The sequence below is a fragment of the Marivita sp. NO-S04 genome (genome assembly GCF_059070475.1).
In genome coordinates this window covers 1,202,991-1,225,722 of sequence record NZ_CM180980.1, presented here as the reverse complement: position 1 = coordinate 1,225,722, position 22,732 = coordinate 1,202,991, and the positions used below count along the sequence as shown (strand labels likewise).

At 66.0% G+C, this 22,732-nt stretch carries 26 protein-coding genes and 1 pseudogene; 1 reads left to right on the top strand and 26 read right to left on the bottom strand.

Annotated elements, in window-relative coordinates:
• Window positions 1-143 precede the first annotated feature (143 nt).
• A complete protein-coding gene (locus tag ACK3EW_RS06590) occupies window positions 144-329 on the top strand; it encodes a hypothetical protein (RefSeq protein WP_493808955.1) in 186 nt (61 codons plus the stop codon).
• 64 nt (window positions 330-393) lie between these two features.
• Here ACK3EW_RS06590 and ACK3EW_RS06585 read toward each other — a convergent pair.
• The 26 genes and pseudogenes from ACK3EW_RS06585 to ACK3EW_RS06460 all read right to left on the bottom strand — a co-directional run.
• Window positions 394-672: pseudogene (locus tag ACK3EW_RS06585) on the bottom strand (transposase); the annotation flags it as partial.
• A gap of 57 nt (window positions 673-729) precedes the next feature.
• Window positions 730-948: a hypothetical protein gene (locus ACK3EW_RS06580; protein WP_493808954.1), complete on the bottom strand. Its 219-nt coding sequence runs from the start codon at window positions 946-948 to the stop codon at window positions 730-732.
• A 192-nt stretch (window positions 949-1,140) separates the two neighbouring features.
• Window positions 1,141-2,076, bottom strand: coding sequence for a C40 family peptidase (locus ACK3EW_RS06575; RefSeq protein ID WP_493808953.1), 936 nt, complete (start codon window positions 2,074-2,076; stop codon window positions 1,141-1,143).
• 80 nt (window positions 2,077-2,156) lie between these two features.
• Window positions 2,157-2,480 carry a hypothetical protein gene (locus ACK3EW_RS06570; protein ID WP_493808952.1) on the bottom strand — a complete coding sequence of 108 codons (324 nt, stop codon included), beginning with the start codon at window positions 2,478-2,480 and terminating at the stop codon, window positions 2,157-2,159.
• A gap of 16 nt (window positions 2,481-2,496) precedes the next feature.
• The gene (locus ACK3EW_RS06565; RefSeq protein ID WP_493808951.1) at window positions 2,497-3,585 is read right to left on the bottom strand and encodes a phage late control D family protein; all 1,089 of its coding nucleotides are present in this window, start codon (window positions 3,583-3,585) and stop codon (window positions 2,497-2,499) included.
• A 14-nt stretch (window positions 3,586-3,599) separates the two neighbouring features.
• On the bottom strand, window positions 3,600-3,839 hold the full coding sequence (locus tag ACK3EW_RS06560) for a tail protein X (RefSeq protein WP_493808950.1): 240 nt from the start codon (window positions 3,837-3,839) through the stop codon (window positions 3,600-3,602).
• A complete protein-coding gene (locus ACK3EW_RS06555) occupies window positions 3,836-4,270 on the bottom strand; it encodes a phage tail protein (protein WP_493808949.1) in 435 nt (144 codons plus the stop codon). Before ACK3EW_RS06555 ends, ACK3EW_RS06560 begins: the two co-directional genes overlap by 4 nt.
• Complete coding sequence (locus ACK3EW_RS06550; RefSeq protein ID WP_493808948.1) at window positions 4,270-7,767, bottom strand: phage tail tape measure protein; 3,498 nt, start codon at window positions 7,765-7,767, stop codon at window positions 4,270-4,272. The genes ACK3EW_RS06555 and ACK3EW_RS06550 overlap by 1 nt, the downstream gene beginning before the upstream one ends.
• Before the next feature lie 98 nt (window positions 7,768-7,865).
• A complete protein-coding gene (locus tag ACK3EW_RS06545) occupies window positions 7,866-8,183 on the bottom strand; it encodes a phage tail assembly protein (RefSeq protein ID WP_493808947.1) in 318 nt (105 codons plus the stop codon).
• A 135-nt stretch (window positions 8,184-8,318) separates the two neighbouring features.
• A complete protein-coding gene (locus ACK3EW_RS06540) occupies window positions 8,319-8,855 on the bottom strand; it encodes a phage major tail tube protein (protein WP_493807700.1) in 537 nt (178 codons plus the stop codon).
• Between the two features lie 188 nt (window positions 8,856-9,043).
• Complete coding sequence (locus ACK3EW_RS06535; RefSeq protein WP_493808946.1) at window positions 9,044-10,300, bottom strand: phage tail sheath family protein; 1,257 nt, start codon at window positions 10,298-10,300, stop codon at window positions 9,044-9,046.
• 210 nt (window positions 10,301-10,510) lie between these two features.
• Window positions 10,511-10,933 carry a hypothetical protein gene (locus ACK3EW_RS06530; RefSeq protein ID WP_493808945.1) on the bottom strand — a complete coding sequence of 141 codons (423 nt, stop codon included), beginning with the start codon at window positions 10,931-10,933 and terminating at the stop codon, window positions 10,511-10,513.
• An 11-nt stretch (window positions 10,934-10,944) separates the two neighbouring features.
• Window positions 10,945-12,069: a hypothetical protein gene (locus tag ACK3EW_RS06525; RefSeq protein ID WP_493808944.1), complete on the bottom strand. Its 1,125-nt coding sequence runs from the start codon at window positions 12,067-12,069 to the stop codon at window positions 10,945-10,947.
• Between the two features lie 23 nt (window positions 12,070-12,092).
• Window positions 12,093-12,857: a hypothetical protein gene (locus tag ACK3EW_RS06520; RefSeq protein ID WP_493808943.1), complete on the bottom strand. Its 765-nt coding sequence runs from the start codon at window positions 12,855-12,857 to the stop codon at window positions 12,093-12,095.
• Between the two features lie 11 nt (window positions 12,858-12,868).
• Window positions 12,869-13,357: a hypothetical protein gene (locus tag ACK3EW_RS06515; RefSeq protein ID WP_292270881.1), complete on the bottom strand. Its 489-nt coding sequence runs from the start codon at window positions 13,355-13,357 to the stop codon at window positions 12,869-12,871.
• 104 nt (window positions 13,358-13,461) lie between these two features.
• Window positions 13,462-13,668, bottom strand: a complete 207-nt coding sequence (locus tag ACK3EW_RS06510) for a hypothetical protein (protein WP_493808942.1) — start codon at window positions 13,666-13,668, stop codon at window positions 13,462-13,464.
• Window positions 13,669-13,679: 11 nt separating this feature from the next.
• The gene (locus ACK3EW_RS06505) at window positions 13,680-16,883 is read right to left on the bottom strand and encodes a DUF4815 domain-containing protein (RefSeq protein WP_493808941.1); all 3,204 of its coding nucleotides are present in this window, start codon (window positions 16,881-16,883) and stop codon (window positions 13,680-13,682) included.
• Between the two features lie 15 nt (window positions 16,884-16,898).
• The gene (locus tag ACK3EW_RS06500) at window positions 16,899-17,594 is read right to left on the bottom strand and encodes a BW3TFN family phage tail fiber component (protein WP_493808940.1); all 696 of its coding nucleotides are present in this window, start codon (window positions 17,592-17,594) and stop codon (window positions 16,899-16,901) included.
• Between the two features lie 12 nt (window positions 17,595-17,606).
• Entirely contained in the window at window positions 17,607-19,076 is a 1,470-nt protein-coding gene (locus tag ACK3EW_RS06495) for a phage tail protein (protein ID WP_493808939.1), read from the bottom strand.
• On the bottom strand, window positions 19,073-19,927 hold the full coding sequence (locus ACK3EW_RS06490) for a baseplate assembly protein (protein ID WP_493808938.1): 855 nt from the start codon (window positions 19,925-19,927) through the stop codon (window positions 19,073-19,075). Before ACK3EW_RS06490 ends, ACK3EW_RS06495 begins: the two co-directional genes overlap by 4 nt.
• Window positions 19,924-20,346, bottom strand: a complete 423-nt coding sequence (locus tag ACK3EW_RS06485) for a GPW/gp25 family protein (protein ID WP_493807966.1) — start codon at window positions 20,344-20,346, stop codon at window positions 19,924-19,926. The genes ACK3EW_RS06490 and ACK3EW_RS06485 overlap by 4 nt, the downstream gene beginning before the upstream one ends.
• 14 nt (window positions 20,347-20,360) lie before the next feature.
• Window positions 20,361-20,609 (bottom strand): hypothetical protein, encoded by a 249-nt coding sequence (locus tag ACK3EW_RS06480; protein WP_493808937.1) that lies wholly within the window; start codon window positions 20,607-20,609, stop codon window positions 20,361-20,363.
• Window positions 20,610-20,699: 90 nt separating this feature from the next.
• A complete protein-coding gene (locus ACK3EW_RS06475) occupies window positions 20,700-20,999 on the bottom strand; it encodes a PAAR domain-containing protein (RefSeq protein WP_493808936.1) in 300 nt (99 codons plus the stop codon).
• Window positions 21,000-21,010: 11 nt separating this feature from the next.
• Window positions 21,011-21,517, bottom strand: a complete 507-nt coding sequence (locus tag ACK3EW_RS06470) for a phage baseplate assembly protein V (protein ID WP_493808935.1) — start codon at window positions 21,515-21,517, stop codon at window positions 21,011-21,013.
• Window positions 21,518-21,522: 5 nt separating this feature from the next.
• The gene (locus ACK3EW_RS06465; protein ID WP_493808934.1) at window positions 21,523-22,317 is read right to left on the bottom strand and encodes a hypothetical protein; all 795 of its coding nucleotides are present in this window, start codon (window positions 22,315-22,317) and stop codon (window positions 21,523-21,525) included.
• Window positions 22,314-22,730, bottom strand: coding sequence for a hypothetical protein (locus tag ACK3EW_RS06460; RefSeq protein WP_493808933.1), 417 nt, complete (start codon window positions 22,728-22,730; stop codon window positions 22,314-22,316). Before ACK3EW_RS06460 ends, ACK3EW_RS06465 begins: the two co-directional genes overlap by 4 nt.
• Window positions 22,731-22,732 lie beyond the last annotated feature (2 nt).

Here is a 22,732-nt window from a genome sequence, read left to right as displayed (position 1 = left end):
ATTTCCTTCTGTTTTGGTGCAGTTTTTCCATGCAATTCATCCCAAACCATTTACAGAACGTCCCGGCTCTGATGATGTAACCGCCCCCCGACGGCATCATTGTGCCAAGGTGGGTCTGCAACGATCCACATATGAGAGCGGTCATGGACGAAGCCGTCGATCAGACGGAAACTATGGTCAGCGCTCTCGACTGGGATGTGTTCCGCGAAAAGCGTGGACGTGCATTGCCGCTGCAAATGACACCGCAAGCGGCTTATCCCTTTCCTTCCGGTAAGCACGACATTTGGTTTCGCTCGCACCGACGTGGTTGGTGTGATGTTCAGCTTTGAATGACTTTCGGCAGCCTTTGCTCAGGCGTGTGCAGCCATTTCGGCAATTGGCCGGTAACGCTCTTCAGGCGCGTTGATCAACGAAACCACGATATTTCGCCGGTACAAGACAGACGCCGATCCCGGGTCGCGTGCTGACAGCGCCGCGCATGTGCCGTCGCGGTTCCAGCGGAACACGAACTCATCGGGATAACGTTGCAGGTGGCCTTTCCGGTGGCTGTGGAGCTCCCCTTAGCACATCGTTTCATGTCGGAGAACACACGGTGAATCCAATGCAGGATGCCGTGCGCACGTCACCGGTCACGGCCCTGCCCTCATGCGTGTTCGCGGCCGGTTTTTCATAGCGGGGCTTCGATCTGAAGCCATCAAACATAGCAGATGAACACGGCTGGGCCTTCGCTCAAAATGCAAATCCTCGCGGCACCCACCCACACAGCACTTCCCCTGTCTCATTATGCGCGACGATCTGCGCCAGCGTGCCCTCGGTCAACACATCCGCGCGCGACGGTCGAATGGGCTGCACCCAGTCGCATGCGTCGGACGGGCTGGTTGGCTCAGTCGCGCATCCAGCGGTCAGCGCGGCGCTGAAGATCATCGCGATCCGCGTCTTGCAGGTCATGGTGGATATCCCGTGCGGTTTTCAAGGCGGTGATGCGGGCGTTGGCGCGACGGAGGGCCTCTATGGCCTGAGCGTCGCGACGGCCGCGGCGCAAGGCCACCTAGACGAGAACTGCGATGCCCGCGGCGAGGGTGGCCACGCGCGCCAGCGTGCGACCGACCCTCACCACCGCTGCGGTGAGGACCGCACCAATCATGGCGTTTTCCCCGAGCGGTGGTCTTCGATACGTGCGGCCCGGGCGCGCCAGGCGGCGTAGACCACCGCAAGAAAGACAGCTGCCCCGATCCAGGGCAAGAGCGCGGGGAGCCATCCGTCCAGCCCCAGAAGGATAATCAAACGATGCGCCAGCCCTTGCGCGCCTTCGGCCTCCGCCAAGGCAGGCGCGATCTGACTGCTCAGCGTTCCAAGCGCGCCGAGAGTGCCCAGCCCGATCTGGGTATTGGCGGCAGTGACAATCCGGCTGTTGCGCGGCATGCCGGAGGCCCGCTCGGCCGCAATCTCGCGCGGCGGGGCGGTGTCCAGAGCGTCGATCAGAGCAGTGTCGATAATCGGGGCCAGTGTGAGTGCGTTGTCTTGCCGAAAGGCCAGAATTGCACCTCGTGTGCGCGGCCCCAGGATGCCATCGGCAGTCCCGACCTCATGATAGCCGAGGGCGCGCAACCGCTGCTGGACGTCGCGCACCGACAAGGTCACCGCAGGAGCGACGCTGCCTGCCCGACGGATACCGAGGAGCCGGGTTTTTGAATAGCGCTTGATGTTGACCGCATCGGCCTGATTGCCGCCGAGCACCTCGATCGAGGCGGCGGTCTTGCGCACGAAGAAGCCGACATGGCCCTGCCAGCCGCTCGGGTCGCCACGGGTAAAGATCGCGATGTCGCCTTCCTGCGCGTCGGCCAGATCGATCGGCACGCCCCAACCCAGATAGGACCGGGCGTTGAGCTTGCGGGTCGAGCGCAGGCCGGCGCGTTCGACGCAATGGCCGACAAAGGCGGCGCACCAGGCCACGCTGTCATGCTCGACCCAATCATGACCCACGGTGGCGTACATCTGCACGATCACCGGATTGTTCTGCGGTCCGGAGCCTTCGGTGGTCCCGATATAGGTTTTGGCAATCTCGTAGGGGGTCATTTCGGTCTCCGATAAAAAAAGCCGCCCCGAAGGACGGCTGTGTGATGTGATGCGTTGGTCTTTGAGCGTGAGCCTCACCGTCACCGCCTGCGGTCGGGTGCTCCGTCTGAGAAACGGTCGAGGAGGAACTCGTAGAGCCGGTCGATCTTGCCCTCGAGGCCGTCAAAGCGCTTTGCGATGGAGGGCTGGTCGATCTTGGCGATCTCGATCTCCAAGGTGGCGACACGGGCGCGAATGTCGTGCACGTCGTCGCGGATCGTCTCGATGTCGCGCTCGGTGGTGTCCGGCCGGGGCCGGATGGTGTGCCAGAGCTTGATGATGGCGAGCATGGCGCCTGCGACACCGCCCATGCCGATGATGAAGTAAACCAGTGTGGGGATCCCTGCGACCCAATCCTGCGCCATGTGCTGTCCTGTCCTGTTACTGCGGCCCGGAGACATCCGGGTCGACTATGGGTGGGGTGCTTGGCGCGGCCTCGGCCCTCGCAACCGTCGGGGTTGTGGCTTCGCGCGGGTCAGCCCCCGCGCCGCCACGAGGCTGCTTGAGGTCAAGTGCGGTGACAAAGCCACCTGCGCGGCTGAGCGTATGGGTTACGGCCTCGATCCGGTACGCCCCGTCAACACCCGGCCGGGTGCCCGAGACGATGCACAGTCCATCGGGGATGGCGGCGGTATTGCCCTCGATCACGACAGAGCCTTCGCCCGCGTCGCGCTCGGCCGTGGCCGCATCGCTGTCGGTCTGCTGGATGGCCTCGGTTGGCCCCGCCAGCGACAGGCGCCCGGAATGGACCGCGCGGACATCCAGCCCTGTGGCGCGCTCGACCACCTGCCAGCCGGTCTTCTCGACATCATACCAGCGCGCCCGGACGCCGCTGAACTGCGGCCGCCCGAGCTGCGGGGCAATGTCCCAGCTGTGCAGGTTGTCACCCCATGCTGCGCGGACGGCCGCGGTGTAATCAGCGTTGCGCCGGGAGAGAATGACCGTGTCGTCGACGATGCGGAAGTTGGCCCCGATCTCGCGCGCCAATCGCTCACCCATGGCGGCGAAGCTCTCGTCGCGCATCTCGAAGTAGCTGCGGGACAGGGTCCGCAGCGCGGGATCAATCTGCACATTCGCCACCTCGGCAAAACGGGCGGCATCGCGCAGGATCGTCTCGACCGTGGCCTCGTCCCAGTGGCGCTGCTGGCCCTCCTTTGCGGGACCGGTGGTGTCCATGCCTTTCGCACTGATCCGCAGGCGGCGACCCGCACCGCGGCTCCCCGAGGACTTCACCTCGTCCACCGTGCCGCGAAACACCTCGCGCAGGCCTTGGCCCTGCCAGCCGAGGCTGATGGCGACCTTCGCCCCCTTGCGGGGCAGGACGATCTGGCCAGAGGTGTCATCGATCTCGAGATCGGCACTGTCGGTGTGGGTGCCGACCTTGTCCGCGACCCGCAGGCTCAGCAGCACCGGGAGCAGCGCTGTCGTGATGTTTGTCCCGGCGACCGTGACGTTGAACGCTGCGCGCATGTCCCCCTCCGCTGTTACCAGAGCCGGATCGGCGCGAGGACCTGCGCCGGATCGGGCGACGGGTCGGGGGCCGGGACCGGCAGCAGGACCGACGTGCCTAGGGGCAGGATTGCGCCATGCGCGGCAAGCCCGGGGTTCATCTCGTAAATCCGCTCGACGAGACCTGGCATGGCGCGGTGGAAGCGCCGCCAGACGATCAGGGAGATTGTGAGGCCATCACCCTCTACGGTGATGCGTTCGGTGATGTCTGTCATGTCAGCTCCGGCAGAAAGACCCGCGCCAGGCGCGCGAAGAAGGTGGTGGCAGCGGGCGGCGCGCTGCGCGCAACCTCGATATCGACGTCGATCACGCGGCCGACCCCGCCTGCGCCCAGATGGCTGGAGCGCTCCGTCACGGTGCGGATCACCACCCAGCCCATGACGGCGCCGTCACCGCGCATCATGTAGTGCGGCGCGCCGGAGGCCCGGAGGGTGTAGAGCATGTCCAGCTCCGACAGCCCGCCGAATGTCTCGGGAAAGAGCCTGGCCTTGATCGTCCAGGTCTCCGGACCCTCGCCCACGAACTCGAGCGGGGGGCGAGCGCCCAGCACCGGCTTTTCGGCAAAGCCGGCGGCGTGGCCGTGGTCATAGCTGCCCGCATTGAACGGCACGACTTCGAAGCGCAGCGGTCCCAGCATCATCAGCATCACGCAAACCTCATGCCTGTGTCGGCAAACACACCGCGGAAGGCCTCGCGCACCTCGTCGCGCATCTGCCGCCCGATCTCCCGCGAGAGCAGGGCGGGATCGATCCGCTCGGTGGTGCTGATGGTGGGCGAGATCACGATGTCGCCGACCGTCACAGTGATCGACGCAGGGCTGGATGCTGCCGAAGCAGATGATGCAGTCGGAGCCATCGGCTCCTCGCCGGTCGGATGCACATAGCCGTTTCGACTGGCCGTGATCAGCTCGGGGCCATCTTCGCCCACGAGATAGGTCCCACCCCGGCTGATCGGGCCCCCCTTGGCGCGCTGGCCGTCCAGTTCTGGCACCGCGGCAGCCGGGGCTGCAGGCAGGGCTGCACCCGGTGTCGTGCCGGGGCGATTGAGCCCGCCAAGCTCCAACGATAGGGCACGCGCACGGGCCAGTGCTGCATCGATCGATGCTGTGCTGACCTCAGGGGTCGCGCTGGTGTCGCCCAAGACGCGCAGAGCATTGGTGATCTCGGCTGCACGGGATCGGCCTTCGGTCAGGTCTGCTTCTACGGCCGCAAGATCCTCCTGCAGCAGCGACAGGTCCCGTTGCAGCGGTGCCGCCAGCGTTGGCCCCATCGGGCCATTTTGATCGATCTGTGCGATCTGCGCCTGCACTCCAGCCATCTCCTCTTGGAGCTGACCTGCGTAGGTGGAGAGATCATCAAGATATTGCTGCGTCGGCACGTCACCCGCCGACCGCGCGGCCATCAGGGCTTCGGCAGCGGCACGACGGTTATCATCCAGCGCGCCGAGCGCGCCTTGAGAGGGCGGCGCCGGGACGGCCTGGGTTTGCACATTTCCCTCGTCCTCTCCGATCAACCACTTGAGCCAGCCTGGGGGCTCGCCAAAGTCGATCAGGCTGGACAGGTCGATCCTGCCGATGGCCGAGAGGATGCGCCCCGGGATCCCCGTGACCCAGGCCAGAAAGTCATCAAATGCCTGCACCGCCCCGTCCTTGAGCCGCTGGATCAGGGTGGCGCCTGCCTCGAGCACCTCTGGCGGGATTTCCCCAAAGAGACCGCGCAGCAGCCCCATGACGACGTCGGAATAGGCATGCCAGGCAGCACCGATGCCGTCAAAAACTGCGTCGACGATAGAGCTTGCCACACGGCCCCAATCCACACCCGGACCATCGCTGGCAAGCCAGGCCGCAACACCTGTCCAGATCTCGGTGAAGGTCTCGTAAAGAAGCCCGCCCACCACACCGATCAAGCGACCGACACCGGCGCCAATCGTCTCGCCCACCGCGCCCCAATCCACCGTCACGGTCGAGGCCCAGTCATGGACAGCCCCATACGCACCGGCCATCGCCTGCACCAAGGCCGCGCCAAGGCCGTAAGCAACCTGCGGCACCCCAAGCACGATGTTCGCCGCGACCTGCGACCAGTCAATGTCGAGGCCGCTCGCGAACGTCGAGACCGCCGCCCACGCGCCACCAATCGAACTGATCACCAGTTCCCCAAGGCCGCTCAAAACCGCAAGCATGCCGCTGGCCACAGCAGCACCAACGCGGCCCCAATCCAGATCACCCGCATAAGACGTGATCGATGCCCAACCGGACCGGAGCGCCGCAATGGCCGCATGCGCCAAATCCGCTGATAACGCGCCGACAGACGTGCCCGCATCAGCCGCCAAACCCCGGAGGTCCAGGTCCAGACCCGCACTCCAAGATGTGACACGTGACCAGGCTTCCGACAGCCCATTCACCAAACTGTCGACGATTTGCCTGCCCGCGCTGCGCGCCTGCGCCAGCGCCGCCTGCGGATCAACAACCAGATTGGACAGGAAGTCGCGCAGGCCAGATGCAGCTCTCGCAAGACCCGCCACCGCACCGGCCGTCGCAGTCCCTGCAGCCGACCCCCAGCGCAGCCAAAGATCGGGATCGATCGGCCCCGTCAGCCGATTGAACCACGATAGAGCGTCGCCCACGAGGTCGTTGAACCTCTCGATGGCAGGGCTGGCCGCGCTCATGGCCTCCGAGAAGGACGTCTTGAACGCATCGATGCCCGCTTTGACGCCCTCCCAATTGTTGCTCAGGAACGACAGGGCCGCGCCAACCGCAAGAAGGGGTCCGGCGCGTGCAACCAGGAACAGGCTGCGGAAGCCTGCAGCCAGCAGGTTCAGAGCGCCGCCCCGGCCCAGCAGCCCGACAAAGGTCAGGCCAGCGAGGGCGCCCTTGAGCGCGATGAACCCCGCAATCGATCCGACAATCGCCGTGGTCACTTCCGGATAGCTGGCAGCAAACTCGGAGGCCGCAACGATGATCGGCGCAATCGCCTGTCCGAGGCGGACGAGGGCCGGGATAAGCGCGTTGCCGATGCGGATTTTGAACTCGTCCAGCAGGCTCAAGAACCGCTGAAGGTGGGAATTGAACGTGTCGTTCTGTGCGGCGAACTCCGCAAAGGCCGAGCCCGCATACTGGGATTGGTCCCCCACCATCGCCAAGGTGCCCTCGATCAGATCAAGGTTTGTCAACAGCGGGCCAAGCGCCCGGGCCTCGCTGCCAAAAAGGTCCGTGGAGATGGCCGCCTGCTGTTCCGCGGGCAGCTGCGCAATCCGGCGCAGGACATCCGTTGTCGTCTCGACGGCGTTCTCCTGCATGGACCGGGCGACCTGCTCGGCATCAAGGCCGAGCGCCTGCAGCGCGTCCCGTTGCGACCCGGTGGCGGATGCTCCGCGCGTCAGGGCCGCCCCCATGTTCCGGAAGGAGGTGGCGGCCACATCGGACTGCGCGCCTGCAGCCAGCATCGCCGAGGCAAAGGCGGCGGTCTGCTCGGCGGTAAAGCCGAACATGGTGGCCTGCGCGCTCACGCTCTGCACCACGCTGAGAATGTCTGCAGCACTTGAGGCCTGGCTGTTGGACAGGTGGTTCATCGCGTCCGCGAGCAGGATGGCCTCGTCGACGGAAAGACCGAGTGCTGTCATCATGTTGGCCATCGCGGTGCCGGATTGCTCGGAGCTGATATCGAAGGCGACGCCGATCTTGGCGGCCGCAGCCGTAAACCGCGTCAGGTCCGCTCCTGCGATGCCGGCTTGGCCCGCGGCGGCTGCGATCTCCGCCAGCCCATTGACGGCAAACGGGATCTCCCGTGAGAGCCGGAACAGCTCGTTTTGAAACGCCTCAAAGGCTTCGGGTGTCGGAAAGTCGACAACCTTTGCCACGCTGGCCATGGCCGCCTCGAACTCTGCCGCGGTCTGGATCGGACCTGCGATGGCCGCGTGCAGCGTGGCGTAGCTGCCCGCGACGTCGATCACCCCCAGGCGGGCCCTGTCCAGTGCATCTGCATTGCGCGAGAGCGCCAGATCAAGCCGGTCCGACAGACCGAGGCGCTGGCCATTTGCCTCTCGTATCCGGTGCGTGATCCCGGCCAGGGAGCCTGCGGCCCGCCGGGCGGGTTCGGTCACCCGGTCGATCAGGGAAATGATCAGCTGCGACGTCAGAACCGACATGGCTTACCTGCGCTGTGCGCCGGCCAGACGCCGGGCTTCGTTGTGCCAGAGCACGACCTCGGACCAGTCCATGTGCTCGAAGGCGGTGATGGGGGTGTTCAGCCAATGGGCGGTTTCGGCAATGACGGAGCGCCAGTCCCGTGCGCCTTGGCCTGGGGGAAAAAACCGGCGACCTCCTCCGAGAGCTTGGTGAAGTCCTCGGCATCGAGCTCCTCGATCACCTCGGGCGGCAATCCCGTCAGGGTGGCGGCCATGACAATGCCCTGATCGAGCTTGTCTTTGATGCCGTCCAGTGCGGCGTCCATCGCCTTGAGGTCCTTGACCTTGGGGCGGGTGATCGTGACCTCGGAGATCTCGCGGTCCTCGACGGTGACGGGGTAGTGCAGGCGAAGCGTTTTGGTCTTGGGGGATGTCATGGGTCACCTTGTGGTCTGGGTGTGCAGGTGTGGCGCAGTGCTGACACCACGCATCACATGTTGGTTACGGTCTTTGAGTTTGTTTGGCTTATTGCCCCGGGCCCAAGGGCGTGACCTCTGGGGTCATCGGGGTCATCACAGGCCGCCGGGGATGCGCAGGATCGCGCGCTCATCCGCGTTTTGCGACACGCCGTTGACGCGCCAATCCGATGTGAAGAAGTCCCAGTAATAGGTCTCCGTGCCTTCGAAGTGCAGCTCGTAATGCAGGATCTCCGAGATCGTGTAGTCAAAGCCCTGCATCTCGCCGCGCTGGAACGCTTCGGGGCTGGCGGCACCGAGGCGACCTTCAAGCACCGCCTTGGCCTCGATGGCAGCACCGCTGCGCTTGTTGCGGATCACGCCGTAGGCTGTGAACTTCTTGCGCGCGCTGGCGCCAAGGCCGAACTGGGCCAGCAGGTCCGGGTCCCAGCCTGCCAGCTTGAAGCTGGCCTCGAGCTTCTGGATGCCGACCGCCACCTCGATCTGGACGCGCGAGCCGCCCGGCTGGTGGTCCTGATAGGCTTCCTGCAGGTTGGGCAGCTGCAACTCGGTCAGGGTGAGGTGCTTGGAGGCGGTGGGGTCGTCATCGCCGCAAAAGAGGTTTGCGGCCTCCATCAGGTATATCGTGCTCATCTGAGCCTGTCCTTTGTGTTGGGGGAGCGATCATCCGGGCGGGGCAGTCTCGTCGCCAGAGGTGTGCCGGGTCAGCCTGTCAGGGTGGGATGCTTGAAGGCGGTGGTATCATCACCACGGCAGTAGGGATTTGCTGCCCGCATGAGGCATATATTCTACATTTGGACGTCTGCTTGCTGACTGCCGGGTCAGCCGGAGATGGTGCCGACCTGTGCCAGCAGCTCGTCGAGCATGGTGTCGAGCGCCGGGCGATAGCGGGCGGACTGGATGCCGAGGTAGCGCAGGACCGGGGCTTCCTCTGCCGCGAAAGTGACGGTGAAGCGGCCCTGGCGCAGCTCTTCTGGGCTGTTCTGTGCGGGTAGGAACTTGACCTCGAAGCCCAGAATGTCGCCATCGGCCTTGAGGTTGCGCAGCGCCGTTTCCATCGTGTTCAGAACGGCCTGGATGGTCTGGCCGGTGATGTTGAAGCGGCCGAGGTAGAACCGCAGCGTGCGCAGCAGCATCAGGTGGATGTAATCGCGCCCGCGGGTGACGTTGTAGAACCGCCAGAGGTCATCTTCGCCCGCGTTGTCGGTGCCGACAAAGATGAAGCCGCCCTGACCGATGGCGCTCTCGACGCCCATCTCGCCGCGCAGCAGGATGCCGATATTGGCCGCGAGCAGGCTCTGGCCCTCGGTGGCGCCATCGGTGAGCGAGAAGGCAATCGGGCGCGAGGGTCCGACGATGCCCTGCACCGGCTGGTTGGCCCAGCTGTGGAAAGGCCGGCCCTCGAAGGCGTGATCCCGCCGTACGCCTACACCAATGACCGCCGGGGAGAGCGGCTGGACCACGGTCACGCCGCCGTCCAGCACGCGCACCGCAGGGTCCACCGGGATCAGGCGATAATGCGAGATCGTCTCACGCCAGTCGAGCGCGTCCTGCATAGTGGTGGCGGGGCCATCGACCACCGCATGAGCCAGCAGCTTTTCGCAGATCGGGGGCAGCGCCGCGCAGACGGGGTTTGCATCACCCCCCATGCGCTGGCTGGTAAAGCCCGGGGCACAGATCAGGCGGGGCGTGACGCCCAGCTCAGCAGGTGCGTTCAGGAACGCGCTGAGGCCGGTGGTGACACCGTCACCGACGATGTTGGCGAGGGTTTCGTCGATGGCGCTCGCTCCCTCGCCGTCGGCGACACGCACCACGATAATCTTGGCGGCCGCCTGAAAGGCCCCAAGCTGGGCGTTCACAAGCATAATCGCATCGCGCAGGGTGCCTGCCGCGCCGAGGGCGGTGAGCTTGGTGGCGTCGTCGGAATAGAGAAACACGGGCGTGTTCAGCGGGAATGCTGAGGCGTCCGCGTCAGCCGCGGTGCCGATGATACCGACGACGGACATGTCGCTGGCGACAGGCGGCCGAGGCTCATTGTCGATCCGCTGGATCGACAGGCCAAAGGTAGGGTCAGACATGGGGGATGTCCTTTGCATTTATGGAACCGGACAGGCGCCATGGAAGGTTGGAATGGGGTTTGCAGATAGGCTTGGCTGCTTCTGCGTGTCGAAGAACCGACACGCCGTCGAAAAACCGACACACAAAAATCGACACTCAGAGGTCCGCAGACGGATCAGTGCCGCGCGACAAACCGCGTGAGAACCTCTTCAAGTTTGTCGCGCTGCGGATCAGCCGCTGCGAATGGCAGTGTTGCGCTCTGCGGTGACAAAGCCATTGGCTTCGAGATAGGCGAGCCCTTCGGTGACATCCGCGCTGGTCAGGTCCACGTCCTCCGCGAGGGTCAGCATCAGCAGGAAGTCGGCGACCACCGGGTCTGTAGCCTCGGCGGCACGCAGCGCGATGCGCTCGGCTCGGGTGAAGCGGCGCAGGAAGTCGAGGCGCGAGACCACCGTGACGGGCTCGGGCGGCGGGGGTGCTGCGGCTGCAACAGGGGCTGCGGCCTCGAACTTGCGACCGGTTTTGACAAAGCCCGGTTCGACCGCGTCCGACACCTGCACATAGTCTCCGTGCAGCGCGGGGTGGATGCGGCCCTTCAGGGTGTCCAGCACCTCGATGACGGTGTCGTTCACGACTTTTGCAAACTTGCTCATGAAACTCCCCTTTACAGGATCAGCGCGTATTGAAGGATGATCAGCCCGTCGCCGCCAAAGCCGTGGCCGGTCCCGGTACCAAACTGATAGCCAGACCCACCACCACCACCTGCGTTGCCGCCGTGACCGCCTGCGGAATACTGGCCAGCGCCGCCGCCACCGCCGAGAATGCCGCCGTTTCCGGCGACCATGTAGGCATGGCTGGCAGAAGAGCTGTAGGACATCGCGCTGCCGCCCCCGGCACCGGGTCCGCCATTCCCGGCATTGGTGCCCGCCATTTCAGAGGATTGCTTCGTTGCGGCATTGCCGCCGCCACCTCCGCCGCCGAGCAGGATCAGGTTGGGATCAAAGATGGCAAAGCCGCCGCCGCTTTCGGCTGCAGACACATCGATGGAATTGTTGGAATAACTGTTGGCGCCTGCGCCGCGTCCGCCACTGCCGAGCAAGCCTGCGCCGCCTTGGCCGCCATAGGAGTAATAGGTGCTGCTCTGAGCGGCGCTCATGCCCAGCCCTGCCGTTCCAGCTCCACCGGCGCTGATGTTCGATGTGTAAGGACGTGTGCCGGGGAATGAGATGGAGGCACCGCTGCCGCCGGTATAGGTTGTGCCAGCCCCGCCAGGATGACCGTTCCTGTCACCATCAGGATGTGGGGCCGCGCCACCACCGCCTCCAGCACCGCTCGACGAGCTGTAAGAGCCCGTTCCTCCATTGCCGCCACGCCGGTTGATGTCACCACCAACACCGTTGCCCCCGGAGCCACTGCTCCGAGAACCGCTATTGCCGCCCGTTGCGGAGAGCAACGCTCCGAAGGACGAGGTGCCGCCGACGCCGTTATATCCTTGGGACCCAGCCCCAACAGTCACGGTGATGGTCCCCCCGATGGTCAGCTCGGCTACGGGAACTTCCGACAGTGCAAGGCCACCGCCGCCACCGCCATATCCATTGCCGGTCCCGCCGCTATTGACACCGCATGCACCCCCGGCCCCCCAGACGCGCACAATCAGCGGCACCTCGGGGTCGATGGTCTCGGGGATTTTCCAACCGTAGCTTCCGGCTGCGTTGAAGATCTTGATCTGGTTGCGGGGGCCACCGCCACCGCCCGCCGTCATGTTCGCCGGGTTAAAGACCGTGCGCATTTTTGCTTCCTTTCATGTTCAGGTTAGATCAGCGCTGAGACGCCCCAAGCGGTCAGGGCGACCGTGTCGGTGTCGGCCTGCGCGTAGAGCCGGTCGCCCGGTCCGAGGATCAGCGCGGTGCGGTAGAGGATGCCGCCCGGGTTCAGCGCGACGGCGTGCTCGAAAGTGTGTTTGGGCTCGAGCACGATATCGATCCCAGTCTCGCCGGTGGCTGTGCCCGAGCTGAACGACACCGTTGGGGGTTCCGAAAAGCCTGTGCCCGGGTTGGTCAGAGTCAGGCTCAGCACGGCAAAGGTCAGCACGAAGGTCGCGCCAGAGCCTGACCCGCTGCTCACCGGTGCAGGGCTCTCTGGGAGAACTCCGTAATCTCCCCCGGAGGTCAGCTCAGCCGCCTGAATGGCGCCCGCGCCGTCCACGTCGGTGACAGTGATCACCGCTGCCGTCTGATCTTCCACGGCCACCGAAAGTGCGTCGCCAACGGCGTAGCCGGTGCCCGCGTCGGTGAGGGTGATGCTGTCTGCCGTCATGCGGGCTGTGGCCGTGGCCCCGGTGCCGCCACCGCCCTCGAGTGTCACGTCCGGGATGGCGACATAATTTGTACCACCGTCGGTCAAGGCAATCGAAGTCACACGCACAGCATCACGCGAGGCCGCATAAAGTGTCACGGTGGACACTTCCGAGCCGGTGTTGACCGCGTTGATGTTGAAGGTGGTCCGCCGCCCGGTGGGGATGGTCAGGACCTCCACCGCCGTGTCCGCGGCACTCATCTGGTTTGCAAGGATGCTCATGGGCCTGGTCCTCAGAGTTGATTGAAGAAGAAGGAGGTGGCGGTCAGGCCGGAGGCGGTCGCCACCGCTGCCAGCGCCGTCTCGGTGACCTCGGCCACAGCGCCCTCGGTGGTTTCGGCGACCGCTGCCAGAACCGCGTCCCGCTCGGTTACGATCGCCACAAGCGCAGCACCTTGCGCCTCCGCGATCGGTGGCAAGGCTGCCGTCCCCGCCGCGTTGATGCTGCTGAAGTGGTTGGCCATCGCCGCATCCGCCGCTGCCAGCGCATCCGCGATGGCCTGCAAGGCGTTGTCCCGAGACGTCGCGACCTCAACAGAGACCGCAGCGCGCTGTTCCTCGCCGAGCATCTCCACTTCGATGGCGGTGGTCTTGCCCGCGATGCGCTCAAGGGCCGTGCCCAGCATCGCGAGGTCTTCGGCCGTTGCCGTCTCCGAGGACGCCAGCGCCTCGATCTTGGTCTTGAGGGCGCTCAGCGCGCCCCGCAGCAGGATGTCCGTCATGGGGTCCTCTTGAGTGTCGTATCAAATGTCCGATGTTGCGCTTGGGCGGTGCTGCGTGTCGTTCAAGGGGATGGCGGGGTACGCAGGTATCCACGTCCGCGCCGTCACAGTTTCAGTCCTATGAAGTCGTGCACCCAGCGCCGCCGGGTCTCGGCGATCTGAGCCGTGACGTCCGCGTCAGCTGCGACCAGCGTGGTGCGCAGCCGCTCGATGTCCGCCTGCATCGTGTTGTCAGGATGGGGGAGCGGGTAGCCCCGCCCGGAGGTGCGCTCGTCCCGGGTCACGCCTTGTGTGGTTGCCGCATTGCTCATGGGTCACCGCCTCACTTGAGGATGGCGCGCAGGGCGCTGGCAAAGGGCCGCGCCGCCGGGGTGCCCGACAGCGCGATCTTGATGCGGGTCACGTTGGCGGCCCCGACACCGGAAAGTCCTGCGCCGACATAGTGCCGCTCCTCGGCCCCATTCTCGATCGGCTGCCCGCTCTCCAGCGTCAGCTGCGACCACCCCGCATCCGTCTCGGCAAATACCGCCACGCCAGCCCCGGGCGGGATCAGCGTGTCGAGATAGACCGAAACGTCGAAGGACGCCGCCGCCGGGATCGCCCGGCTGACATACTCTGCCTCCGTGGCCAGCGCGCCGTTCAGCACCTGCACGCCGGGGAAGAGAACCGGTGTGAACCGCTCCGAGCCCGAGAGCACCGCCTCCACGCTCAGCCTGTCCGACACGCGCGCCGCCAGATTGAGCGCAGCGCCTTCCGTCATGCGGAACACCTGGCCCCCGCTGTCGCGCAGCACGAAGGTCACATCGGTCTCGGACGACATGCGCTCCACACCCGCCAGCGCGATGAAGTCGGTGCTCTGCGAGACCGTGATCTCCCCAAGCGCCACCGCCCGCGTCGTCTCGGTGAACCGTGCCGCCAGCAGCCGGAACTTCAGGTCCCGCTCCTGATGCGGAGTCCAGGTCGAGGCGTTGGAGGAGGACAGCAGCACGCCGATCCGGTAGGGTTGCGCTGTTACCCAGGTTTCTGTCTCGGCGTCATATTTGCCCAGCTCCGCCACCCGCAGCGCGTGGTCCGGATCATCGGTCAGAAACACCAGCGCGTATTCGCGCCCCGCCCGCAGCAAGGTCGGATCAAACGCCACACGGGTTGGACCACCCAGCGTCACTGTCGCCATGTCGACCTCGCTCGAGGTCACGACAGTGTCGTTCGGAAACCCGACCGTGGTCTCGCGGATTTGCACGATCGTCGGCGCATCTGCGCGGCCGATCGCGTCGAACCAGACGTCGAGCCCCGCCACCACCGTGTCCACATCCAGCACAAGCGTCTGCGCCAGCGGGTCCCACCGGCGGGGAGGCCGCGGTGGCGGAGGAGGTGGCGGCGGGCTCCAGCGCACCGTCCGCCGCGTCGTGACACTGCGGAAGGTGTTGGTGATGATCGTCCCGTTGGCGGTATACGTGCTTTCGCCGAACGATCCGGCCTCGCCAAGAAAGGTCACGCTCTTGGACCCGGTGGGCACGCCGGGCGGGATCGTGAAGGCGGAGGTGAGCACACCGGCCGCGTCTGCCACCGGTGCAGGGTCTGGCGTCACGTCGAGCCCGTCGAATGCCACCCGCAGCAGCGCCTCGTTCGGGTCCATGCCGCGCAGCGTGAAGCCAACGGAGCGCTGGCGGATGTCCAGCGCGGCGCGCGAGGTGGAGGACACAAGCTCGGTGCTGGTGGAGACCGAGGTGCGGGACAAGCGCCCCGAGCCCGAGGTGAAGGCCCGGGTGATGGCGGAGGTCCATTGCGTCTCGACACGGGTCCAGTTGTCCACCGACGGCACCAGGGTGACCGCCGCCGGCACCGGCTCGAAGTTCATGTAGGGGTTGATTTTCATCGCCCGCGTGCTGGCCAGCTGCTCAAGCACCGGCGTCAGCTCATAGGCGAGCGTCCACGTCGCCGAAGCTCCCTCTGGCGGTTCCTGAACCGCCGCCGTGATCGGCAGGGTCAGCTCGCCCCACAGCACCGCCGCGCTCTGCGGGATGCCCTGATCGCGCAGGTCGTCGTCGAGGAACGGGTCGACAAACACCCCGAGCTTTGAGGTGGGATCGGTGATGTTGGCGTCATTGCGCAGCCGTTCGATGGCGACGAGCTGGAACAGGCTGCTGATCTGGCGTTGCATCGCGGCAAGGTCCGCAAAGGGCACGGCCCGGGTCGCGGTGTTGCGCACCAGCGGCACCCGGTCGGCAAACCAATCCAGCGCCACCTCCGCCAGAGGCAGCACGCCGCCCGGCACCTGCGGAGGCTGCGGGTTGAGCGTCTGCGACACGCCGCGCACCCGCGAGAGCTGACCACCCGCGCTCATCACCAGCGCATCGACGCGCGGCAGCTTGTAGGCATAGTCGATGAACACCGTGGTGCCGGTGACAGCGCCCGAGACGGTCACGGTCTCATCCGTGACAGCGTCCGGCTGGATGCTATCGATGTAGCGATAGGTCACAGAATAGGTTGAGCCCGGCGCAGGTTCTGCGCCGCCCGGGGACCAGTCGATGCGCCCAGCCGAGACCACGTAATCCACCCCTTGCGTATAGGCGGTGCCGCCTTGCGACACGCTGAGGACCGCAACCACCGTGCTGTTCGCAAGCGGGTCCGATGCTCCGGTGAAGGCGCCATGGGTGACGGTCTCGGGGGTCTCGCGCGTGATCGTGACGTCCGTGACCTCGGCGATGGGGGCGAGATTGACCGGGATCACCGCGGTGCCGGTGCCGCCATCGGCAAAGCCATGCGGCTCGGCATTTACCGCCCGCAGGTCCGGATCGACGGTCCAGCGGAGACGGGTGGATTGCGGGCGCTCCACCTTGAGCCCGCCGACATTGCCGACACCTTCGGCCAGCGAGAAGACGTACTCCGCCGCCGCATCGTCGCGGGTCAGATAGGTGAGCTCCAGGCCATTGGCGACATAGGAGCCATTGGCCTCGCGGTCATAGCGCGCCACGGTTTGCAGCACCGCGTCGAGCTCGGGGGGCTGGATCTTGCTGTCGAGTGTGCCATTGGTGACGGTATAGATTGCATGGAAGGCCCCGGTGCCGCCGTCGTTCTGATTGCCGCTGTCCCAGCCCCAGAGGATCTGCTCCTTGCGACGTGCGGCGCCGGGTTCCTGATAGTTGCGGGTGCCCAGGGCCGGATCGCGCAGGGCTGGGTCCTCGAGCTGGGTGACGATGGTCTCGACAAAGCGCACGCCGAGGGCGACCGTCCGGTCAACCGGGATCACGAACGTGGCCGCACCAACAGGGCGGGCTGCGCCGCGCAGGTAGACGATGCCGGAGGCCAGGTTGACCTCACCTGTGGCGGGATCGACGGAGACGTCGCCATCGCGGATCAGGTCGCCTTCCTTGAAGATGGCGTCGCCGATCCTGGCGAGGCGGTCCGCGAGCCAGGTCTGGACCTCGTTCAGCTCGCGGCTTTGCAGGCCGTCGCCGGCGCGGAACATCAGCTCTGCATAGCCGGAGGCCGAGTTGTAGAGATTGTAATAGCGGTCAAGCGCCACGGGTGGGCCTCCTGATCAGAACGTGACCACGAACTCGAAAGTCTCGCGGGTCGAGGGTTGGCGGATGATCGGGACGGTGTTCTGCACGATCAGCAGGATCCCGGGATCGGTGATGGCGGCGGGCTCAAAATACCGCAGCCCCGCCGGCAGGGCGGCATCGGTGGTGGTGCCGACAAACAGGCCTTGCTCGCGGATCACCGCATCGGGGGCATCCCCGAACTCGAAGCGCACCCGCACGAAGAGGTGATTGGTGGGTGTGGCCGACAGCGTGAAGCGGCCGGTGGGGGCGACAATGGCGCCTGCATCATCCGCGACGACAAATGCCACTTCGTCCACCGCGCGGCGGCCGAGCTCGCCCAGCAGGGAAGTCTGAGTGACGTCCGGCGGGGGTGTGTCGATGGTATAGTCCACGTGGACAGCCGCCTCGGCGGGGATGCCCCCTGTCACGATCCGTGCGATCCGGCCGGTCGAGCTGTCCACGGTATACTCTGTCCCGGCCGCATAGGTTGTGGTTCCATCCGCAGAGGCAAGCGCCACGCCTGAGACGTAGGCGTGAGGCAGCTGCAGCACATCGTTTGCGCCAAACGTCAGGGTCACTTGCGGGGCGGTGCTGTCCCATTCGCTGTTGCCTGTGCCCCAGGCAAGGTGGAGCGGGCGCTGGCGGATTGCGTCCGCCAGGGCTGCGCGCCCCGAGCGCGTCATGATAGCCATTCAGGCCTCCTGTTAGGTGTTTTCGGTTTTGTGCATGGCCCCGACGAGCACCTGCACCTCGGACCAGGGTTGGTTCACATGGTAGAGCGGCAGCCAGAACTGCCCGGCGTAAGCCGCGTCGCTGGTAACATCGGTGACCCGTGTCGGTGATGCGGTTGGGTCGTAGAGACCAGGCAGCAGTGCCCGAGCCGGGCACGTTGGCATCAGAGCGAGACCGTCGCCCACCGCCCGCGCATCAGCGCGCTTCACTTGACCCGGTGTGAACCGGTCTAGGTCGGCGACCCGCGCGTCTGCACGCAGCACATCGCGTACGCGGACCGCCACCTCGTAGCTCTTGGCAGCAAGCGCCCGCGCGGGCTGCGCGTCCCAGACCGGCGGGAGCTGGCGAACAGTCTCGGAAAGGCGGTAAACCTGTGACCGGCCGCCGAAGGCGTGGGTGCGCAGCACATGGCTCCAGCGCGCAACGACCATGGTCGCAGGCGCTAGGGCGGACCCTGCGGAGCGTCGCTCGAACATCTCCGTGCGCTGGATGCGCCGCACCTCTGCCGGAGCGCCGGAGACCGCAGCCTCCTCGGAGAGCCGCCTGCGCCCCGCGTAGAACACCCAATCCACCGGGGGTGTTCGGCTGTTGGTATCCCCGAGGCGCATTCCCTCCGAAAGCACCATCTGCGCCCGCTGGAACCTGCGCACAGGCTCGAAGTCGGCAGGCACGTCCGGAACCCCGTCCGTGTTGGCCAGCGTGAACAGGTGCGCGTGATAGATGAACGGGTTGGGCGTCGCCCGGTCGTCGTCGAGCCTGCTGTCCGACAGAACAAACCGACCCGGCAGGAACGCGCGCCCGACATGGTCGACGAAGATCCCTGCATGTGTCGGCACCTCCGGCGCGGGCACAGTCGCGGGAAACACGCGCCCAAACGACAGGCGCGTCTGCCCGTCTGTGTGACGCACGCCGCTGTAATCGCTGAGCAGCCCGTCACCGAGCCGCGTGTCGTCCAGCTTGATCCGCCGCAGGTCGTAGCCGTGAAAGATGCGCGCCAGTCGTGATCGCGCCGGTGCCGACAGGCGCGCGAGCGCGATCAGATCGTCGATATCCTCAAGCGGTGGCACTGCATTCGTGTCGATCTGAAACGCGGCGAAGTGCTGCCCGGGCTCCTCCTGGAAGACCTGAACCCCGTCCAGATCGCGCCACGAGAAGGCAAGGCGCAAGGCCTCGGGCGTCCCGCGCAAGCGCTGCCAGCGAATACCCTCCCGCAGTGCCCGTTGCGGGTCACTCAGATAGGGGAGGATGTCTCCCAGGCCGTATTCCCAGATCAGCCAGGGCACAAACGGATCAAAGCCGTCGAGCTTGGCCCGGGCGTTGGGCCGGATGGCCGGGGCGCGGGCATCCAGCGCCGTCGCGGCCTCCATCGCGCGCTCAAATGTGGTCGCCCCCGGTGGGAGTAAAGATGGGTCTACAGCCAGACCCACAGGTGGCTCTGTCATCGGTCACGCCCGCCGAACGTGATCTCGACCGATCTCAACGCCGCACACTGCTCCTCGGTAATGATCGTATCACCAGATGGAAAGGCCAGCTCGACCCGCTGCACCCCCGAAGGGTGGAGTTGCGCGTTGATCCAGGACCTGGTCAAATCCCAGCCAAGCCCGCGGGCCGCCGCAAAGCGCGCGGGGAAGTCGACGCGCAGCTGCTCGATCACCTGAGCGGGGGTGTCGGGATAGAGAAAGACCGTGGCGGCCACATCCACGGGCACGATGCTGGCCGAGACCACCTCGACCGTGTCGGTCAACACGCGCACGTCGTCGCGCAGCACAATTGCCCGCACAGTCGTGAGCAGGTCCTCGGACGACGCCCCGTCGCCCTCGGCCGAGAGCACGGCAATCCGCACGATGCCCGCGCTTGGGGAGGAGACCGCCGCGTCGGAGATCCGCTCGTCCGCCGTCAGGGCCCAGTACCGGTAATGCGCGGCACCTCCCGCGTTGGACCAGCCCTGGATCCGCTGTTGCACCCGCAGGCGCAGCGCGGTGTCGGTCTCGTCCGTCAGGCGGGTGACGCCATAGAAGCTGGCGAGATGATCAAGGTCGGTGGTCCCCGCAAAGGCCAGCAGGTTGGCACGCGCCGCGTCATTGACCCGTTGCCGCAGCAAGAGTTCGCGATAGGCGCAGACCTCGAGCAGCTTGCGCGCGGGCTCGCTTTGCAGGTCGATCACCGGCACAATCGGCGGAAAGCGCGCCACCAGATCGTCGCGCATCGCCCGCAGGATGACCTCAAAATCCAGCTCCTCGATGACGCCCGGAGCCGGGAGTGAGGACAGGTCGATCGTGCTGATGGTGCTCATGCCGTTCCCTTGTCTGCAATCGCGAGACCGACCTCGTCGGCGTCAATGACCAGGCTGCGCAAACCGGCGGAGGTGGGATCGCCCAGCAGGGCTCGGGGGCGATACTCGCCAGAGATCGACAGGCGCACAACCCCGTCCCGGGTGACATCCTTCAGTCCAATCTCCGTCACCTTGAACCGGGGCTCCCATTGCTCGATCGCCGAGGTGAAGGCCGCAAGAAACAGCGGTACCTCCGACCTGTTGATCTGCCGCCCGAGCAGAGTGGGCACAAACGACCCGTACCATTCGCGCATGACGCGCGCGCCAAACCGCGTCGTGAAGATGTCCTGCAGGGACTGCACCACATGCGACCAGCCCATGAGCGTGCCCCCCGTGGCCGCGTTCAGGCCAACCGAGGGGGTGTTGTAGGTGGGGTCCATTGGTCGGCGTCCGGTTACTTCTTCGCGTCCTTAGGGACGGTTTGCTGCGGGTCCTTGTCGGGCTCGCCGTCGGTCGGCGGCGCGGACGATTGCTCGGTCGCCTCCTTGGGCTCGCGCTTCGCGCCGTCCAGCAGCCTTAGCGTGCCAAGCCGAACCTCGTGCTCGGCCTGCTTTTCCGTCAGCGTCAGGACCGTCCCGACGCCGGTATTGTTGGTTCCGGCGACGAAACGCCCGGCTGTCTCGGTGATTGCGTAGCGTGGCATGTGAGTGATGTTCCTCGTCGGTGTAGTGTTTCGTTGTCGTTGTCGTTGTCGTTGTACGCTTGTGGTTACCAACCTAGACCCCGTGACCTGTCATCCACCTGCAAACACGTCCGGCGATCCGCCGGTGATGGCGCCTGCGTCGATGGCGTCACCGACGCGGGCAATTGAAATTCCGTTGACGAACACGGTGGCACTGCCGCCGGTGATCGGGACCGTGTGCGGGAGGCACAGTTTCCCGACGAGGCGCGTGTGCGACGCGGAGGGGGCGCCGCGGCGGGACACCCGGATGCCGTTGGCAAAGACGTTTCCGCTCCCGCCCGCAATCGTGCTCGCCCCGTCACAAGGATGGCCCGTTGCAAACGGGTCCCCGATCCGCGCCACTGCTGGCATCTGCGCCTCCGTCAGTTGAGATCGATGCGCGCGCCTGTCATCTTCACGCCCGCATCTGTCATCTCGATGCTGCTGCCGCCCGTGGAGAGCGTGATCTTCGCGGAGCTCAGCTCAAACCGCGTGCCGCCCACATCGACCCGCACCAGATCATCCGCCAGCGTCATCCGGACATTGCCATAGGTCACGACATTCTCGTCGCCCGCCTTGGACGGGCTCGGGTTGCCGCTGTGATGGGTCAGAGCCAGCGCCACCGCCTGCTGGAAATCCCCGCTGGGGGACAGTGCCGTGAGCTGTTGACCCACCGTGGGGGGCGTGTGCACGCGCAGCGCCCCCGAGAATTGCGCATAGGGCACCCAAGGCGACAGGAACCGCCCCTCAGCCCCATGGGCCGGGCCGAGGTCCAGCCGGACGCGCTGGCGCTCGGGATCCACCTCCGCCACCGTGCCGTGGCGCAGAACTCCCGCAAACCGCCGCTCCAGCTCGGCCACGCGGGAGACCAGCTCGACCAATTCGCGCACCGCCATCAGGGCGCGTCCTCGGTCACGGTGACCACGCCGGCGCTGCCGCTGATTGCGCCCATGATAAATTCCACCGGGTCCACCAAAGGCACGTCCCCCGCGCCAAGCCCGAGGCCGTCCGAGACCTCGAGCGGGACACCCAGTGCGTGCGCCGCGTGACGCCACTCGGGGACAAGCGTGCCCTCGATCTCCGCGCGGATCAGGCGCGCCAGCCCGGTCATTGCCGGATCAGCCTCCATCATTGAGACCACCTCTGCCCACACCCCGGAGTGAGGCAGCGGCGCGCCGCCAACCGGCGCGTCGATCAGATCGCATGTGAGCACAAGCTGGCGGGCCGCAAAGCGCACACCGTTCTCAGACGAGGCGCCCCGGCGCGAGAGACGCTGATGGACCCGCGGCACCAGTGTCATCCATACGCGCGCCCACGGCGTGTCGTCCCGCGTCAACGCCGAGACCACCTGATGCTCCATCAGGTCCAGCGTCAGCTCCATCCCCTCGTCTGTGTGCGGAATGGCGATGGTAATAGCTCCGCCGTCTCCGTCCTCGGCTGGAACCTCGACCCGGGCGGCAATGGCAAGCTCGATCACCAGATCACAGCGATGCGTGCCGCTGCCGAGATCGCGCCCGCTCACCTCCAGCGCATGCTCATCCGTGGTCAGCACCAGCAGCGGCTGGCGCTGCTCGGCGATCGTCTGGTCAATCGGGTCCACCGCGCTGTCAAAGACCCGCGCGCCCGCCAGTGTCCTGTCCCGCACTGCGCGCGCCGCCGCAAGGCGCATGGCCAGTCGCGTCAAGCTCATGGCGTCTCGTCCTCCAGAACGAGGATCAGGGACAGGTCCCCCATGTCCGACGGGTGGACCTCGGAGAGTGCATAGATCGGTGGGCCCTCGCGCCCGGTCAGCGTCAGCGCGTCACCCTTTTGGGGGCGCGCCACGAGTGACTGAACCGTCTCTGCTGAAAGCCAGAACGCGGCGCTCTGCGACACGATGCGCGTGCCGCCGGAAAACGCAGCCCCCGCAGAGCTGCCCTTGAGAGGGGCCTCTGCGGGCCCCGCCGAGAACACACCCGTCAAGGTGGCAACCTCGCGGGACGGATCCTCTGCGCGTTCGGCATAGGGCAGTGATGCGCGCGGTCGCAGGACAGCGACCTCTCCAAAGGCCGCGTCAATCGTACCGGAGACCTGCGCGTCCAGATCGTCAAAGAGGTTGGACATCC

Bases quoted from the DNA above. Each gene is read 5' to 3' on its own strand.
- ACK3EW_RS06590 (WP_493808955.1), top strand. From the start codon at position 144: ATGGACGAAGCCGTCGATCAGACGGAAACTATGGTCAGCGCTCTCGAC.
- ACK3EW_RS06580 (WP_493808954.1), bottom strand. From the start codon at position 948: ATGACCTGCAAGACGCGGATCGCGATGATCTTCAGCGCCGCGCTGACC.
- ACK3EW_RS06575 (WP_493808953.1), bottom strand. From the start codon at position 2,076: ATGACCCCCTACGAGATTGCCAAAACCTATATCGGGACCACCGAAGGC.
- ACK3EW_RS06570 (WP_493808952.1), bottom strand. From the start codon at position 2,480: ATGGCGCAGGATTGGGTCGCAGGGATCCCCACACTGGTTTACTTCATC.
- ACK3EW_RS06565 (WP_493808951.1), bottom strand. From the start codon at position 3,585: ATGCGCGCAGCGTTCAACGTCACGGTCGCCGGGACAAACATCACGACA.
- ACK3EW_RS06560 (WP_493808950.1), bottom strand. From the start codon at position 3,839: ATGACAGACATCACCGAACGCATCACCGTAGAGGGTGATGGCCTCACA.
- ACK3EW_RS06555 (WP_493808949.1), bottom strand. From the start codon at position 4,270: ATGCTGATGATGCTGGGACCGCTGCGCTTCGAAGTCGTGCCGTTCAAT.
- ACK3EW_RS06550 (WP_493808948.1), bottom strand. From the start codon at position 7,767: ATGTCGGTTCTGACGTCGCAGCTGATCATTTCCCTGATCGACCGGGTG.
- ACK3EW_RS06545 (WP_493808947.1), bottom strand. From the start codon at position 8,183: ATGACATCCCCCAAGACCAAAACGCTTCGCCTGCACTACCCCGTCACC.
- ACK3EW_RS06540 (WP_493807700.1), bottom strand. From the start codon at position 8,855: ATGAGCACGATATACCTGATGGAGGCCGCAAACCTCTTTTGCGGCGAT.
- ACK3EW_RS06535 (WP_493808946.1), bottom strand. From the start codon at position 10,300: ATGTCTGACCCTACCTTTGGCCTGTCGATCCAGCGGATCGACAATGAG.
- ACK3EW_RS06530 (WP_493808945.1), bottom strand. From the start codon at position 10,933: ATGAGCAAGTTTGCAAAAGTCGTGAACGACACCGTCATCGAGGTGCTG.
- ACK3EW_RS06525 (WP_493808944.1), bottom strand. From the start codon at position 12,069: ATGCGCACGGTCTTTAACCCGGCGAACATGACGGCGGGCGGTGGCGGT.
- ACK3EW_RS06520 (WP_493808943.1), bottom strand. From the start codon at position 12,857: ATGAGCATCCTTGCAAACCAGATGAGTGCCGCGGACACGGCGGTGGAG.
- ACK3EW_RS06515 (WP_292270881.1), bottom strand. From the start codon at position 13,357: ATGACGGACATCCTGCTGCGGGGCGCGCTGAGCGCCCTCAAGACCAAG.
- ACK3EW_RS06510 (WP_493808942.1), bottom strand. From the start codon at position 13,668: ATGAGCAATGCGGCAACCACACAAGGCGTGACCCGGGACGAGCGCACC.
- ACK3EW_RS06500 (WP_493808940.1), bottom strand. From the start codon at position 17,594: ATGGCTATCATGACGCGCTCGGGGCGCGCAGCCCTGGCGGACGCAATC.
- ACK3EW_RS06495 (WP_493808939.1), bottom strand. From the start codon at position 19,076: ATGACAGAGCCACCTGTGGGTCTGGCTGTAGACCCATCTTTACTCCCA.
- ACK3EW_RS06490 (WP_493808938.1), bottom strand. From the start codon at position 19,927: ATGAGCACCATCAGCACGATCGACCTGTCCTCACTCCCGGCTCCGGGC.
- ACK3EW_RS06485 (WP_493807966.1), bottom strand. From the start codon at position 20,346: ATGGACCCCACCTACAACACCCCCTCGGTTGGCCTGAACGCGGCCACG.
- ACK3EW_RS06480 (WP_493808937.1), bottom strand. From the start codon at position 20,609: ATGCCACGCTACGCAATCACCGAGACAGCCGGGCGTTTCGTCGCCGGA.
- ACK3EW_RS06475 (WP_493808936.1), bottom strand. From the start codon at position 20,999: ATGCCAGCAGTGGCGCGGATCGGGGACCCGTTTGCAACGGGCCATCCT.
- ACK3EW_RS06465 (WP_493808934.1), bottom strand. From the start codon at position 22,317: ATGAGCTTGACGCGACTGGCCATGCGCCTTGCGGCGGCGCGCGCAGTG.
- ACK3EW_RS06460 (WP_493808933.1), bottom strand. From the start codon at position 22,730: ATGTCCAACCTCTTTGACGATCTGGACGCGCAGGTCTCCGGTACGATT.